Here is a 16696-nt window from a genome sequence, read left to right as displayed (position 1 = left end):
CTCTAACTGACTCTAACTGACTCTAACTGACTCTAACTGACTCTAACTGACTCTAACTGACTCTAACTGACTCTAACTGACTCTAACTGACTCTAACTGACTCTAACTGACTCTAACTGACCTTAACTGACTCTAACTGACTCTAACTGACTCTAACTGACTCTAACTGACTCTAACTGACTCTAACTGACTCTAACTGACTCTAACTGACTCTAACTGACCTTAACTAACTCTAACTGACTTTAGCTAACTCTAACTGACCTTAACTAACTCTAACTGACCTTAACTAACTCTAACTGACCTTAACTAACCCTAACTGACCTTAACTAACTCTAACTGACCTTAACTAACCCTAACCCTATCCCTATCCCTAACTCTTACTACGTAATCGGACGGTTTCAAACGTTATAGTGGTTAATTAGTATTGAAATTTGAAACTAACCATTCTTCTTAATGACAATTTGCTCATTTATATTCAAAATTTGAAACTAAATCGGCTTATTGAGCCCATGAAGATAGATAGTTCTTTGTTAGTTTCAGTTTCTGAAACTAGGCATGATTAAGTTCGCGCATATAGTGAGTTAGTTTCAAAACATGAAACTAAAACACACAACAGTGTGTTCGGAACCGAGAAGAGATTACAATTTTAAGTGATGTAGTTTAAAAAGAAGAAACTAAAACACACAACAGTGTGTTCAGAATAGGGTACAGGGCATTTGTTAGTGGGGAGTTTCAAAACATGAAACTAAAACACACAACAGTATGCTCGAAACATAGGAGAGGTCACGCTATTAGTGAGTTAGTTTCAAAACATGAAACTAAAACGTATAAGACTGTATCGTGAATTTAGCTGTCTTCACGGAAATAGATGCATAGCAACTAAAAATGCAGCTTTAACCCCCAACCGTATACCTGAAAAGAAATTAACAGAGGTCTCATCGCGTGGCCTCTATTTCCACCTATATAAAGACGATTTAAAGATTTGTCTTTATATAGCCGTTCTAGTTATGATGGATATGAAATAGTAACCGGGAGGGGATAATCAGAATGAAAACAGTTGCGGAATTAGAAGCGAAGTTGGCGGAGCCGTCGAAGAAGCTGATCGAGGATCTAAGTAAGGTTGACGGAGATATCTTGGTGCTTGGGATCGGCGGTAAAATGGGACCGAGTCTTGCTAGACTTGCTATCAATGCCATCCGCGAGGGCGGCTTAAACAAACGTGTCATTGGCGTATCTCGTTTTTCCAATGAAGAAGCAAGACGTGAGCTTGAGGAAGCTGGAGTAGAAACGATATCCTGTGATTTGCTGGATGATGAAGCGCTTAATCAATTGCCGGATGCACGTAATGTGATCTACATGGCAGGAAATAAATTCGGTACAACGGGCAGGGAACATTTTACGTGGGCAATGAACGCCTATCTGCCAGGCAGAGTGGCTGAGAAATACAAAAATTCACGTATTGTCGTGTTCTCATCTGGAAATGTATATCCTTTCTCTCCGGTTGGCAGCGGCGGTGTTAATGAAGATGTAGCACCTGAGCCGCTTGGTGAGTATGCGCAATCTTGCCTTGGCCGTGAGCGAGTATTTGAATATTTCTCTCATCAAAATGGTACACCCATGACTATATATCGTCTTAACTACGCGATCGATATGCGGTATGGCATTCTTCTTGAGCTTGCGAAATCGATCTCTGAAGAGCGTCCGATAAACCTATCTATGGGGCATGCGAATATTATTTGGCAAGGGGATGCCAATGAAATGGCTTTGCGCTGCTTAACGCAAACCTCCAATCCGCCGTCCATTGTGAATGTGACAGGACCAGAGACAATGTCCATACGCTTCGCTGCAAATGAACTAGCAAAGAGAATGGGCAAAGAAGCTATTTTCACGGGTACAGAGTCGGAAACGGCACTTCTCAATAATGCTTCTAAATCTCATCAATTGTTCGGTTATCCAAGTGTTTCACTGCTTCAAATGATCGATTGGATGGTGGAATGGGTGCAAGCAGATGGACCTACCTGGAATAAACCAACACATTTTCAAGAGAGAAAGGGGAAGTTTTAATTGAGTGAGACACGTAAACCCCTGCTCTCCGCTGAGCTTGCAAAGGCGCTTCATGAAGGTCTAGTTATTCCAGCACATCCATTAGCACTAGATGAGGATCGTCAGCTTGATGAGCGCCAACAACGAGCGTTAACGAGATATTATGCTGCTTCCGGGGCTGGCGGTATCGCAATTGGCGTACACTCCACACAATTCGAAATTCGCGATAAAGGAATTGATCTCTATGAGCCGCTGCTGCGTATGGCAGCAGAGGAAATCGAGAAAGCGAATCTAGATCGTCCGTTTATTAAAGTAGCAGGCATTTGCGGTCCAACCGAACAGGCTTTGGCTGAAGTAGAAATTGCTCTGAGTCACGGTTATGACGCTGGTCTGCTCAGCATGGGGGGGCTCTCCGATTGGACGGAAAAAGAAATATTGGAGCGTACTGTGAAAATTGCAGAGAAGATTCCGGTTATTGGGTTCTATTTACAGCCATCTGTAGGAGGAAAAGTATTCAGCTTTGATTTTTGGCGTGAATTCGCTGAAATTCCTAATGTGGTTGCGATTAAGATGGCACCGTTTAACCGCTATCAGACAATCGACGTTGTTCGTGCCGTATGCTATTCCAGCAGACGTGATGAAATTGCCCTCTATACCGGCAATGATGATAACATCGTAAACGATTTGTTAACGACTTACCGATTTGCGGTAAACGGATCAGTGGTAGAGAAGCGGATGGTTGGCGGATTGCTTGGACACTGGGCGGTTTGGACGCAAAAAGCAGTGGAGCTGCTCGATGAAATTAAACGCTGTCGTAACAACGAAGATATTTCCCAAAAATGGCTGACTCGCAATATTGAAGTTACGGATGCTAATGCGGCCTTTTTTGATCCGGCACATGGGTTTGCCGGTTGTATTCCAGGCATACATGAGGTGCTTCGCAGACAAGGTCTGATGAAGGGCACTTGGTGTTTAAATCCGCATGAATCGTTGTCACCTGGTCAATCAGAAGAAATAGATCGCATCTATCGGGATTATCCGCATCTTCATGATGATGATTTTGTGAGCAAGCATTTGCAAGATTGGCTGAAGGACGAATAGAACCCAGAGAAACGGATGAATGGAGGGATCGATATGCGTTTTAAAGATGTATTCTCCATTATTGGACCTAGCATGATTGGTCCATCCAGTTCTCATACGGCAGGAGCGGCACGTATAGGCCGAGCTGCGCGCCGGATTTTCGGCGAGCAGCCGGAGCATGTTGATATCGTTTTTTACGGCTCCTTCGCAGAAACATATAGCGGACACGGCACCGATCTCGCGATTGTGGCTGGTCTGCTTGACTACGGAACGGACGATATCCGAATCAGAGATGCGCTGACCTTTGCCGAATCATCAGGAATGAGCCTTTCGATCCAGAGAGGCTCAAAGCCTTCCGCACACCCGAACACCGTCATGCTGAAGCTCTCAAGCAAAGGGCGGGAAGCAGATTGCATTATTGGAGCTTCTATCGGAGGGGGAAACATTGAAATTTCTGCCATTAATGATTTCGATGTGAAGTTTACCATGAACTATCCGACCTTGCTTGTGTTTCATGATGATCGACCAGGCTTTGTTGCCGATCTGACGGCCATTTTAAGCAGCGGCGGTGTCAATATCGGCTGCATGGATGTAGATCGTAAGGGCAGAAGCGGAGATGCCTTAACTGTCGTTGAATCGGATGAGATCGTTTCGCAAGATTTAATTGAACGCATTAACAGTTTGCACGATATTCATCGCATATGTCAGGCCAATCTTACGGATGAAGAAGAGGTGTCGGAATGAGATTCACAACGTTGCAACAGCTGGTAGAATGCTGCAATGCGGATGGGGTGACGATGGGGCAGTTGATGCTGTCCGAACAAGCGAAGGAAACTGGCATTAGCGAAGAGCAAACGTTCCAACAAATGGCGGACTATTACAATATCATGAAAGAAGCTGTTCGAAGGGGAATAGATGAGCCAGTCGCTTCACGCAGCGGATTAACGGGCGGAGATGCTGTTCGTATGCAAAATTATATGGAAAACCATGAGACCTCCGCGGGCAATGAAGCCAGTCGAGCGCTTGCGTACGCCCTTTCTGTTTCAGAAGTAAATGCTTCAATGGGACGTATTGTCGCCACGCCTACTGCTGGCTCCTGCGGGATCATTCCAGGTGTTTTTGTCAGCTCTCAGGAGAGATTTCACTGGGAAGACGAACATCTTGTCATGGGTTTGTTCAGTGCTGGTGCAATTGGCTATATTATTGCGAATAATTCCTTTATTTCAGGAGCGGAAGGAGGCTGTCAAGCAGAAGTGGGCTCGGCAATCGGCATGGCTGCCGGCGCTCTGACGGAATTAAGGGGAGGCACGCCGGAGCAGGCTGTTCATGCAGTAGGACTTGCGCTTAAAAACTCATTAGGCTTAATATGCGACCCGGTTGGCGGACTAGTAGAAATTCCTTGCATTGTACGTAACGGATTTGGTGCTGTTACAGCACTTGCTGCGGCGGACATGGCGCTCGCTGGTGTTAGAAGTGTCATACCGTCAGATGAAGTGATTGGTGTCATGCTTGAAGTTGGCTCAGCAATGCCGTCTAAGCATAGGGAAACCGCTCAAGGCGGACTTGCACAGACTCCGACAGGTCGACGAATAATGGGAGAGCTCTATGGGAAAGGGAGCAAGCGCAAGGAGAAAGGGGAGTCATCGCAAACATGAATATAATAGAATCCGGTCAACATATAGCAGAGGAATTAATTGCATTCCGTCGTGATCTGCATCTCTATCCGGAGCTTAGCCTTCAAGAGTCAGAGACTGCCGCTAAAGTAGCGGCGCAGCTGACAGCTTGGGGGTTTATTTGCAGAACAGGGGTAGGCGGGCATGGCGTAGTCGCTGATCTTCGAGGTGATCCAGAAGGGCCGGTTATCGCATTGCGCGCAGATATGGATGCATTGCCGATTCAAGAAGAAACGGAATTGGATTTTTCATCAACAAGGCCAGGCATGATGCATGCATGCGGGCATGATGCGCATACGGCTATTCTGCTTGGAGCAGCTCGATTACTTCAAGCCCATAAGCTTGGAGGGACGATACGATTTCTGTTCCAAGCTGCAGAAGAAATAAATGCAGGTGCGAAAGCGATGATTCAAGACGGCGCACTTGAAGGTGTTGATGAAATTTATGGTCTGCATAATCTGCCAACCTTAGCGGCAGGAATGACGGCGACAAGGTATGGTTCGTTGATGGGTTCGGTTGACCGTATAGAAATTATGATTGAAGGAAGAGGCGGGCATGGAGCCATTCCGGAGCAAAGCGTAGACCCTGTCGTTTGCGCGTCCGCAATGGTCATGGCTCTGCAAACCATTGTCAGCAGAGAGATTTCACCATTCGATCCTGTGGTCATTACGATAGGAAGCATCCATGCCGGAGATGCCAATAATGTTGTCCCTCAGCGTGCGGAGCTAACAGGTACAGTCAGGACATTTGATCCAAGAGTTCAGGAAATAATACGGGTCCGTATTAAAAGGGTTGTCGAAGAAGTTGCTGCGAGCTATCGTTGCCAAGTAAAAATGAACTATATTCATCAAACACCAGTACTGGTCAATCATGACCCATGCGTTCAGCATGTGGAGCACGTAATCGATTTAACGATCGGTTCAAACAACAGAGTAGTAGCTGCACCAACACTCGCTGGTGAGGACTTTTCTGTTTATGTTCGTCAAATTCCAGGGTGCTTCTTTTGGCTGGGCTCGGGTCCTGCCGAGCACGCAGAGGAAGCCTATGGCTTGCACCATCCTCAATATAAGCTAAATGAGGAATGTATTCCATTGGGCGCTTCTTTGCTTGCCGAAATTGCACTTCAACGTTTAAATAGAGATAGGTAGAATTGGAAACTCGTATGCTGATGTCGAGCGCTCAGGCCGCGGATCATTGTTAAATTTGGGGCTTTAAGCTCGGTGGAGGATGGCGCAGGCATGCTAATAATATCATGCGCTATTTATGAGTCTCCAGAAACAGATCGTAAAATTATATTCAAATAGCACTTCTGAAAAATTGTAGACATAGGGATGGAATTTCACCTCCCGATTCCTGCTGAAATTCCTTCGATTTATTATATATTTCTATCACTTTAGCATTTTCCATATGGCAAAAAGCCTTGATATGACGGGGTTTTTGGACTGTTTACCTCTAATGGCAGAAGAAAATATAAGCTTCGGAAAATCAGGCGATTTACGTGTCTATGAAAACGCTTTTATGATAAGGGTGACCGAGGGGAGCGAGTAAATCTCTTGGTCGAGGGAATGAATGAGGCCTTGCATCAATCGAACAAATCGAATGCTGCTGGCCCCCTATTCGGTAGCTTGAAAACAAAAGGGAGGAAGAAAGATGTCGAGAAAATTAGTAAGTGTAGTTCTGGTTTTATCCATGTTCATTGCAATTCTAGCTGCATGCAGCGGCAACAATGGAGGTAAGACATCGGAAAGCCCAACCAACGCACCTAAAGAAACAACAAAGTCGACTGACATCCCCGCAGACAATCATCAATATGGGGACACTGGCGGGCTAACGCTTCCGCTAGTAGACAAACCAACAACGATTACATGGATGGTTGTTAGTGATAGTACGAACCTGAATGACAAAATGTTTACAAAAGAGATTGAAAAGCGTACCGGCATTAAAATTGATTTCAAAGCATACACAACTGCTACTTATATGGACAAACTTAAAGTAACCGTGGCATCTGGCAAGCTGCCAGATATATTCCACGGACTAACACCTCCTGAATTAAAGAAAATTGGACAGCAAAAGGCTGTAGTCGCTATTAATGAATATGCGGATATGCTGCCAAACTTCAAAAGATTATTTATGGAAGAAAATGACTGGGTTATAAAATCTTTTGGTGACGCAAGCGGCAATCTTTATACATGGCCTTTGGCTAATATTAACCGTGATGTAAACCATGGATTTTTATTCAGAAAAGATATTTTTGATAAGCTAGGCATCAAAGAATGGACTAATCAAGATGAGTTCTATCAAGCACTGGTCAAATTAAAAGAAGCGTACCCAACAACTTATCCGGTAGCTTCAAAAACAAAAGAGTTTATCTTTAGAGATTGGTCATACGGCTGGGGCATTGGCGGTGCAAGCTACCCTGCTTTCTATGATGAGAATGCTAAGGTTTGGGACTTTGCAACAACTTCAACGAAGCATAAAGATATGTTGGATTTCATGAAAAAGCTTTACAATGAAGGACTCCTTGATCCAGAGTTCTTAACGGATACAAGTGAATCCTGGACTGCAAAAATGACAACAGACAAATCCTTCGTTACCTTTGACTGGATCGGTCGATTGGATCTATTCCACAACCAGGTTAAAGACCAAAACCCAGATTACAATCTGCGTTATGGTAATCCGGTAGGACCGACAGGAAATGGCGTAACTCTTCCTAAAGTAGATAACAGCTTTAGTATCGCAGTTACAAACAATGAAAATAAAGAAGCTTCACTTAAGCTTCTGGATTACTTATCCAGCCCTTCAGGCGCTACGCTCGTAACAATGGGTATTGAAGGCGAGACGTTTACAATCGACGGTGACGGTAAAGCCGTTTATCCAGAGCTGACAGACGTGCCGCTCGTTGATATCAAAGTGCTGGAGGACCGTTACGGTTTATGGCTGCAAGGCTTGTATGTCAATGCTGACAAACGCAGCGTTTATTATAATTTCACTGAGAAGGAACAAGAAGCGCAAACGAAACGTTTGGAAGCCAATACCTTTGAGGCGCCGGACCCAATCCTGAATTTCTCAGATGAAGAAAATGCTCAAATCTCGGAAATTCATACTTCCCTGTTGAAATCAGCAAATGAATTCAATGCTAAATATATCTTTGATAAGTCTTATGGAGATAAAGAGTGGGAAGCTTGGAAGAAAACAGCGGAAAAAATGGGCGCAGTGAAACTAATTGAAATTTATAATGCAGCACAAAAAAGATATGATGAGGCGCATTAATCAGTTTTGATATGAGATAAGCGGTATGCGGGCCCGGAGTCAGCTGATTCCGGGTACTGCTAATCTTTTAGGAGGAATTATCGTGGAGAATGCTGGCACTGAGATTATCCAACAGACGACTAGTAAATCTTTCAAAACAAGAGTTGTCTCTGTGTTGCGACATATAAAACGAGACAGACAATTGCTGATTCTGCTGATTCCTTGTCTTTTATTTTACGGATTATTTCGATATGGTCCGCTTTACGGCATGATTATTGCATTTAAGGATTACAGCGTATTTACGGGCATTCTTGATAGTCCATGGGTAGGCTTCAAGCATTTTGAAAAATTTTTTACGAGCTCGGATTTTTGGCTGCTATTTAAAAACACACTATTGCTGGGTGTATACAACTTGGTTTTTGGTTTTCCTTTTCCTATTATTTTAGCCGTATTACTGAATGAAGTGAGAGTACGCTGGTTCAAGAAGACGGTTCAGACGCTTAGCTATCTTCCAGCTTTCCTGTCGGTCGTCATCATAAGCAGTATGATTATCGATTTTCTATCTCCTAATCAAGGATTATTCAATCAACTTCTGGCTGCACTAGGTTTTGAGAAAATATATTTTCTAGTTGCCCCTGAGTGGTTCCGTACCATTTATGTGGCTTCTGATATTTGGTCAAATATTGGCTATGAGGCGATTATTTATATGGCAGCCATTGCAGGAATCAGTCCGTCCCTTTATGAAGCGGCTAAGGTTGACGGTGCTAAGCGGATTCATATGATGTGGTATATCACTATTCCAAGTGTTTTGCCGACGATTATTATTATGTTTATCCTTAAGACCGGCTCTGTCCTGCGAATCGGATTCGAGAAGGTTTTGCTTCTCTACAATCCGCTTACTTACGAGGTTGCTGATGTATTTTCTACGTATGTGTATCGAAAAGGATTGCTGGAGAGCAATTACAGCTACGCCGCATCAGTTGGGTTGTTTGAAGCTGTTGTTGCGATGATTCTTCTGCTATCAGCCAACTATACAAGCAAAAGACTGGGAGGCGGCGGCTTATGGTAAAAAAGGACTTTAGCTTACGGAATATCTCCCTCTTCCAAATTATCAATACGATTATATTGAGCTGTCTAGCTATCGCTACGGTATATCCTGTTCTTTATATCCTTGCCATTTCGCTTAGTGACACATCGTTTGTCGTACAAGGGAAAGTATTTCTATTTCCGAGAGGCTTTAATCTGGATGCATACAAGCATGTTCTTACAGATAATCGGATACCAAGAGCCTATTTAAACACTCTATATTATACGGCGCTTGGCACTTCCATCAATTTGTTGATGACAGCAATTGCAGCATACCCATTGGCACGCAAAAGCTTAGTTGGACGTAAATTTTGGATGCTGGCTATTATTGTTACGATGTTTTTGAATCCAGGCATTATTCCAAACTATCTGATCGTTCAAAAGCTAGGATTGATTGATTCCGTGTGGGCGCTTGTGCTGCCTAATGCGATTTGGACGTTTGAATTGCTTATCCTAAAAAGCTTCTATGAGAGCATGTCGAGCTCATTGCGCGAAGCGGCTGTAGTAGATGGTGCATCGGAATATAGAATTCTATTCAATATCGTTATTCCATTATCTAAACCAGCACTTGCTTCAATAGGGCTCTTCTATTTTATGGGGCATTGGAACAGCTTCTTTATTCCGATGATTTATTTGAATGAAGCATCCATGTATCCGCTTCAAGTCGTGCTTAGGGATATGCTGATATTTAGCGATGGGGGTAACAATGTGAGTCTTGTTGACAATTCAGCACTGGCACCTCAAGCGATGAAAAATGCAACGATCGTCTTGTCTATGATTCCAGTTCTGATGATCTATCCTTTTGCGCAAAAATATTTTGCAAAAGGCGTTATGCTGGGCTCTGAAAAAGGGTAAGGCCTATTTGATTTTATTTCTGCCAGCGCATTGAAAGATAAGGCTTACAGTGACTATAATTGGTATACCATGAGAGGTGACACCAATGAATAGATGGATTGCAAACAGAGGCTTGCTTCAAATTTTCTTTGCACTGCTGTTAGTCATCATTATCATGATTGTATCCAACTATGTTGTCTATAAAAACTCCATTTCTGGCATTTACGACAAGGTCACCGAAAACAATCAGCTGGTTATGAAAAATATCATTCAGTCATTTGATATGAGCTTTAGAACGGTTAATGATTTGATATTCAATATTCATGTTCTGCCACAGAGCGATTTGAAATTCTCAGAGGACGGGGCTATCGATATGGCTGAGGTCTATCAGATGCAGGATAACCTCGCCTCACTCGTCTCTCCTGTTGATTTTATCGAGGATGCCATTGTATTTTACGAGGGCAGTAACTTATCCATTACGTCCAATGGAACAAGTGATTTTGGGCTCCTTTTTACAAAAAAGTATAAGCACGAAACCTATAACGCCGAATACTGGAGAACCTATGTGAAAACGAAGCGCTCCTTCTCCGTATTCCCGTCGGGGGATTTTTACGTCTCCTCCGAAGGTTCGATTACAAAGAGGAAGTTAATAGCGATCGTAGGCGGAAGCAAGGTTCGACTGTCCGATAAGAACGTAATTGTCCTAATAGATGTAGATAAATTGCTAAAGCACGTTAATAGAAAGGCAATGATACCGGGCTCCTCTATGATTCTATTGGATGAGAATCGAAATGTTCTTCTTAGCACAGATACGGATCTGGATTTAATGGGTGTACTTAACGATGTTTATTTCAGCAATTCTCGTGAGGCTTCTCTCAAAAGAGGGGATTTTGAATACAACTTTTATAAATCTGACTATAACGGCTTTATTTATATTGATAAAGTCCCTTACCAATTTCAAAATATTGACTCTGTCACAAATGCTAGTCGGATGATCATGTTTAGTGCCATTATATGTGCGGTCATTTTGTCTGTCCTGCTAAGCATATATTTGTATCGACCGGTCAAAGACATACTGAAGCTGTTAGGCGGAGGAAGCATTAAAGGGAATGATTTCCGAAAAATATACAGCGGAATCAAAAAAGTCCAAGCGGAAAATGAATCATTAAAAAATCAAATTGAATTTGTGGATACGGAAATTCAAAGAGGGGTATTCCTGCAGACGCTGGATGAGCATTCACATTCGCGGGAGTTTGAAATTCAAATACAGAAATATTATCCTTATTTCTTTCAGAGTCGCCAATTTATGATGGCCGCTGTTCATTTGAAGAAACTGGAGGATAACGAGCAAACCTCTTCGCTGCGCATTGAAGAGATAACAGAGCTAATTAGCACTGGTCTGCTAAAGCAAGGAATTGATCAGGCTGCAGTCTTTCATGCGGGACAACTGCAATTCCTTGCGCTGATCGGAATCGATGGATCCATTGATCGGAAGGAAATTATTGATTCCTTGGAGTTATTTCTAATAAATGCGGCAAAAGAAGAGTTAAAAACATTTTCACTTTGGGGATGTGTCAGCAAAAAGTACGTTTCTAAGATTAGCAATTGCCGCTTGGCCTATCAGGAGATTAATAATGGAAGAGTCTATCGGCCTGTTCAATCTACGAGGAACGTTGTGGACACAGAATCGATCAGCTTCGTATCTGATATTTATTTGCCTTTTGACAAAATAGAAAAGCTGACGAACTGTTTATTAAGCGGAAATAGTGATGAAGGGATACGCATTGTACATGAAATTCTGGATGAGAATGTAGATCGTAATATTCATCACTATCAGTTTGGACATATTGCGAAAACGATCGTATTCCATGCCTTAACACATATTGATGTGTCTGCAGCAGAGAGAAGGACCCTGCATCAATTCGAAATGGATTTTACACGAAAAGTGGATGCTTCCTATTCCTATAGAGACATTAGGGATTTAGTTATTGAGGCTATCCTGCATGTGGTTAGCAAACGTGAGCATGAACCGAAGAGTAAAATGAATCCAGTATTCATATCACAGTACATTGAATTGCATTATATGAAAAATCTTTATCTCGACCATATGGCAGAAGTGCTGGATACGAGTCCGAAATATTTCTCGAATTACTTCAAAAAAGTATTTGGCGTTAATTACGTTGAATATTTGAACAAGGTCAGGCTGTCCCATGCCAAAATACTACTAAGAGATACAGATTTAAGCGTTGCCGATATCGGAGGGAAAACGGGCTATATGAATTCATCGACGTTTACGACTACCTTTAAGAAATATTACGGTATTTCTCCGAGTGAATATCGCAAGCAAACAAGTGAATAAACAGGAAAGAAGAGAGCCTGACGATTAGAAGGATATCGTCAGGCTCTTCTTTTTGATTAATATCCGTCCGTGGAGTGACCAAGCTCAGCGGACAGCTCCATCCCTTCATTAGCTGGGTGCGTGCCAACATGTTTATCCGTCTCGCGCATTCCGGCCTGCTTCAGTCCATCTGCTAATCGTTTGCCATAGTCTGAGTCAGCCTCCGTGCAGTTATGCACCATTAAGTCTTGGATGACTTTCGTGCAGCTGCTTAGCGCATCGACCAGATTTTCGATCAGCTCGTCACGCTCCCACTGCTCAAAACTACGATAGGTTTCGCCAGCTTGTTTAAAATTATTTTGCCGATCGATTGGTTGTCTAACAAGCTTAGCCGAATAGGTTGGCTCATGCGGCGCACCAGGCACTTCAGCTTCCTTCAAACCTCCCAATGAGGATGGCTCATAATTGACGTGTGGATTCTCACCCTCAGCGATATCAATATAAAAGGCCATTTGGCCGTCACGTTGATTTGTAGCAACCTCTTTTTTAGGTGCATTAATTGGCAATTGCAAGTAATTGGTGCCCACGCGATAACGCTGCGTATCCGAATAGGAGAAGGTACGCCCCTGAAGCATTTTATCATCAGAGAAATCCAGACCGTCAACCAGCACGCCTGTGCCGAAAGCTGCTTGTTCAACTTCTGCAAAGTAGTTTACAGGATTTCGATTCAAAGTCATTTTACCTACTGGAAGCATCGGGAATTGCTCGGTATCCCAAAGCTTTGTATCATCAAGCGGATCGTAATCTAGCTCTGGATGCTCGTCATCGGTCATCCATTGTACTTGAAGCTCCCACTCTGGAAATTCTCCACGCTCAATGGCTTCATATAAATCCTGTGTGGCATGATTGAAATTTTTCCCTTGAATCTGTTCAGCTTCATGCTGCGTTAAGTTGCGAATACCTTGCAGCGGCACCCAATGATATTTGACGAGTACAGCAGATCCCTCAGCATTTACCCATTTATATGTATTAACGCCGGACCCTTGCATTTCACGATAATTCGCAGGAATTCCCCATGGTGAGAACAGGAAGGTAATCATATGAGTCGCTTCAGGCGACAACGAGACAAAGTCGAAGAAGCGCTCCATGCTTTGCACATTGGTAACGGGATCAGGCTTGAAAGCATGCACCATATCAGGAAATTTAATCGCATCACGTATAAAAAATACTTTCAGGTTATTGCCTACTAAGTCCCAATTTCCGTCTTCCGTATAAAACTTTGTAGCAAAGCCTCTCGGATCACGCAGTGTTTCGGGCGAATGACCGCCATGAATAACGCTGGAGAATCGAACAAATACCGGCGTTTGCTTGCCTGCTTGTTGAAATAGCTTAGCGCGTGTGTATTTGGAAATAGGCTCGTCTCCAATTTTGCCATAGGCCTCGAAAATGCCATGAGCGCCGGCACCTCGACCGTGTACGACTCTCTCTGGCACACGCTCTCGGTCAAAATGAGTTATTTTCTCAATAAAATGATAGTTCTCCAGTGTTGAGGGCCCTCGATTTCCAACAGTACGGATGTTTTGATTATCGGAAATAGGGTGGCCTTGCCGATCTGTCAGTGTTTGACTTGATGAATTCTTTTTTTCTCCCTTTGAATTTTCATTTGATGTCATATTCCGTGAAGCCTCCAATATAAATTAATTTCCATTGATTTACGTAGTATCATTCATTTCCCAAGGTATTATTCCCCATTAAAATACTGTTTATTAGTTGAATCTGCTTAATATTGGTTAAGGATATGGTATGATAGAACTAGGTTTGGGATGGATAATGATGATTTGGATTAGCTGATCTTAGGAGGATAGTATGTTAAAAATTAGCCTTTTTTTCTTATTAGCATGGTTGTTTGGCAATCCGTTTATCGCAATCATCGTTCTTTTGATTTTATTTTATGTGTTGGATCGCCGGTTTGTAGGAATAACTCCGAGTCTGTTCAAACCGATAAAGAGATTATCGAGAATAAGAAAATTAAAACAGCAAATTAATTTATCGCCAAATGATGTATCTATGAAGCATGAACTGGCACGTCTATTAATAGAAAGAAAAAAATACAGCGAGGCATTACAATGGTTAGAGCCGCTGCAGCGGACGTTAGAGGATTCAGCAGAGTATTGGGATGATTTTGGGACCAGCTGCTTGTATTCAGGAGAGGAAGAACGTGGAACAGCGGGCATCATTCATGCATTGAAACTCAATCCTCGTGTAAAATACGGCTCTCCGTATTTACGGCTTGCCGCTTACTATTCGAAAAATCATACAGAGCAAGCGCTCGCTTATATTCGCGCATTCCAAGACATTCAATCCTCATCATGCGAGGCTTATGACCGGATGGCTTCTATCTATAAAGAGATGGGGCAAATGGGAGAAGCCAAGAGGGCGGCTGAAGAAGGCTTGCAAATTTATCGTATGCTTCCTCGCTATAAGAAACGACAGGAGCGCAAATGGGCGCTGCGGTTGTATATGAAAAAAATGATTGGTTAGTCGCTGCGAAATAGTGTCTCCTCGTAAAAGGAGTATTGTCCTATACCATATAAAATTACATAATAAAGGCTATATTAGAGAGAAGGGCAAGATGCACAAGATGCAACGCAATATTTGGCTTATGGCGATCAGTGTTATCGTCGTATTAGTATTATTAAATAATACATTTTATTATTTTCTTACGAAAAAAACATTGGAAGATTCGTTCAATGAAGAACTAGTTAAGCATGCTGAGAGACTTGAAATGTCATTGGAACAATCCAGACAAGGCTCAGAGCTATTTCAGGAGCAAATTGGAAGAGAGCTGCGTGCAGCTTCAATAGCGATACAATATGCGCTTGATCCGGATGTTGAGAAAGTGTCCAATGAGCAATTGATGGAGCTTCGCGATAAGCTCGATGTCAGTCACATTACCCTTCTCAAAAAACTGCCCGATGACATTCTTTTATACAAATCGTCGAATAAAGGGCAGCTGGATAAGAGTACAAAAACCTGGAAGCCATGGTATGAGGTGTTTGATCAGCTATTTGCAGAAAGAAATGTTTCCGTTCAATGGCTAGGACAAAGGCTTCCGAATTTCTGGAGCGGACCGTACGAATTTTCCTCTACAGATCTTTCGATAATAAACAAATGGGGCTATTACTACGACGGGGCGACTAATTATATAATCGATCCCTACGTTAATTACGAGAGACAAGAGAAATATGAGAAGGTAACAGGCGTACATCGCATGATTGAAAATTCGCTTCAGAGCAGTGATTCCTTATTAGAAATCGCCTTTATTAATCCAGAAACATTTCCTGATGGCAAAGATACGATTAATGAAGCTGGCGAGGTACAAGGACATAAAGTGCAAGAAGCGATATTTTATGGCTCCAATGAAATAAAGTCTGAGAAGGATACCGAGCTTGTAAGAAGAGCCTATTCAACGAAAGAAACGGTGACCTTGAAGGAAAATATAGACGGAAAAGATATATTTAAAATGTATATTCCTGTGTTTGCAGTCGAGAATGGAATAGATATTACGGATAAAGACGGCATTCCAATGAATAGCTATGTCCTGACATTAACTTCAGATTATCATGTTATTCAAGATAAATTGAACTCGCAATTTTTGAATTTAGGCATTATCATTATCGCTATTTCTGGACTAAGCTTAGTGATTGCATTCGTAGCTATGCGCTTTTACAAACAATCTCGTGACAAAGTAGTTCGCGTAACGCAAGAAACATACGTGGATGAAATCAATCAGCTCTTTCATTCGATTCGAGCACAGCGACATGATTTCTTAAACCATGTTCAGACGATACATTCACTTGCGGAGCTTGAGAAATCGAAGGAGCTTGTCGCGTACACGAAAGAATTGACGGGCGACATTCGAATAATGAACGATATTATTAATATTGGCAACCCGGCCATTGCGGCGCTAGTACGATCCAAGATTTCACAAGCGGAAAGCTATAAAATAAAATTCAGTTGTGCATTTACAGGTTTGGACATGAAGGACATGGGCGTTAAGACGCTGGATGTCAATCGGATGCTTGGTAATTTGATTGATAATGCCTTTGATGAGGTTCTTAAATATGCTGAGGATAAGCGGCACATAACACTCGTTGGAAAGCAGTCGGCGGACTATCTTGAATTTACAGTAACCAACACATGCGAGGAAGCTGATGGGGTTATAGTAAAGCCGCTATTCGACGCTGGCTATTCCACCAAGCAGAGGGAACATCAAGGTCTTGGACTTTCCATTGTCAAAACAATTGCAAAGCAGTATAAAGGAGACGTATTTGTAACGGCAGAACCAGCCGGGCAATTAACCTTTCTCGTCAAAATACCGCTATAAAAAAAC

At 42.6% G+C, this 16696-nt stretch carries 12 protein-coding genes; 11 read left to right on the top strand and 1 reads right to left on the bottom strand.

Annotated elements, in window-relative coordinates:
* Positions 1-1047 precede the first annotated feature (1047 nt).
* From AC0YOD_RS24910 to AC0YOD_RS24870, 9 genes are all read left to right on the top strand, one after another.
* Positions 1048-2064 (top strand): NAD-dependent epimerase/dehydratase family protein, encoded by a 1017-nt coding sequence (locus AC0YOD_RS24910; RefSeq protein WP_475802033.1) that lies wholly within the window; start codon positions 1048-1050, stop codon positions 2062-2064.
* Positions 2065-3144 (top strand): dihydrodipicolinate synthase family protein, encoded by a 1080-nt coding sequence (locus tag AC0YOD_RS24905; protein ID WP_475802032.1) that lies wholly within the window; start codon positions 2065-2067, stop codon positions 3142-3144.
* A gap of 33 nt (positions 3145-3177) precedes the next feature.
* Positions 3178-3867 carry an L-serine ammonia-lyase, iron-sulfur-dependent subunit beta gene (sdaAB, locus tag AC0YOD_RS24900; protein WP_475802031.1) on the top strand — a complete coding sequence of 230 codons (690 nt, stop codon included), beginning with the start codon at positions 3178-3180 and terminating at the stop codon, positions 3865-3867.
* A complete protein-coding gene (sdaAA, locus tag AC0YOD_RS24895; RefSeq protein WP_475802030.1) occupies positions 3864-4778 on the top strand; it encodes an L-serine ammonia-lyase, iron-sulfur-dependent, subunit alpha in 915 nt (304 codons plus the stop codon). Before sdaAB ends, sdaAA begins: the two co-directional genes overlap by 4 nt.
* Positions 4775-5944 (top strand): M20 metallopeptidase family protein, encoded by a 1170-nt coding sequence (locus tag AC0YOD_RS24890; RefSeq protein WP_475802029.1) that lies wholly within the window; start codon positions 4775-4777, stop codon positions 5942-5944. Before sdaAA ends, AC0YOD_RS24890 begins: the two co-directional genes overlap by 4 nt.
* Before the next feature lie 502 nt (positions 5945-6446).
* Positions 6447-8066 carry an extracellular solute-binding protein gene (locus tag AC0YOD_RS24885; protein WP_475802028.1) on the top strand — a complete coding sequence of 540 codons (1620 nt, stop codon included), beginning with the start codon at positions 6447-6449 and terminating at the stop codon, positions 8064-8066.
* A gap of 82 nt (positions 8067-8148) precedes the next feature.
* Positions 8149-9114 (top strand): ABC transporter permease, encoded by a 966-nt coding sequence (locus AC0YOD_RS24880; protein ID WP_475802027.1) that lies wholly within the window; start codon positions 8149-8151, stop codon positions 9112-9114.
* On the top strand, positions 9108-9986 hold the full coding sequence (locus tag AC0YOD_RS24875) for a carbohydrate ABC transporter permease (protein WP_475802026.1): 879 nt from the start codon (positions 9108-9110) through the stop codon (positions 9984-9986). Before AC0YOD_RS24880 ends, AC0YOD_RS24875 begins: the two co-directional genes overlap by 7 nt.
* Before the next feature lie 85 nt (positions 9987-10071).
* Positions 10072-12324, top strand: a complete 2253-nt coding sequence (locus tag AC0YOD_RS24870) for a helix-turn-helix domain-containing protein (protein ID WP_475802025.1) — start codon at positions 10072-10074, stop codon at positions 12322-12324.
* A gap of 56 nt (positions 12325-12380) precedes the next feature.
* Here AC0YOD_RS24870 and AC0YOD_RS24865 read toward each other — a convergent pair whose 3' ends face one another.
* The gene (locus tag AC0YOD_RS24865) at positions 12381-13976 is read right to left on the bottom strand and encodes a catalase (protein WP_475802024.1); all 1596 of its coding nucleotides are present in this window, start codon (positions 13974-13976) and stop codon (positions 12381-12383) included.
* 193 nt (positions 13977-14169) lie between these two features.
* On the opposite strand from AC0YOD_RS24865, the gene AC0YOD_RS24860 reads away from it, so the two are divergent.
* Positions 14170-14844 (top strand): tetratricopeptide repeat protein, encoded by a 675-nt coding sequence (locus tag AC0YOD_RS24860; protein WP_475802023.1) that lies wholly within the window; start codon positions 14170-14172, stop codon positions 14842-14844.
* A gap of 91 nt (positions 14845-14935) precedes the next feature.
* Positions 14936-16690, top strand: a complete 1755-nt coding sequence (locus AC0YOD_RS24855) for a sensor histidine kinase (RefSeq protein WP_475802022.1) — start codon at positions 14936-14938, stop codon at positions 16688-16690.
* The last annotated feature ends 6 nt before the right edge of the window (positions 16691-16696 follow it).

This window comes from Paenibacillus sp. J31P13 (genome assembly GCF_056269295.1).
Note: the sequence above shows the minus strand (reverse complement) of the source record. Positions and strands in the feature narration are given on the sequence as shown.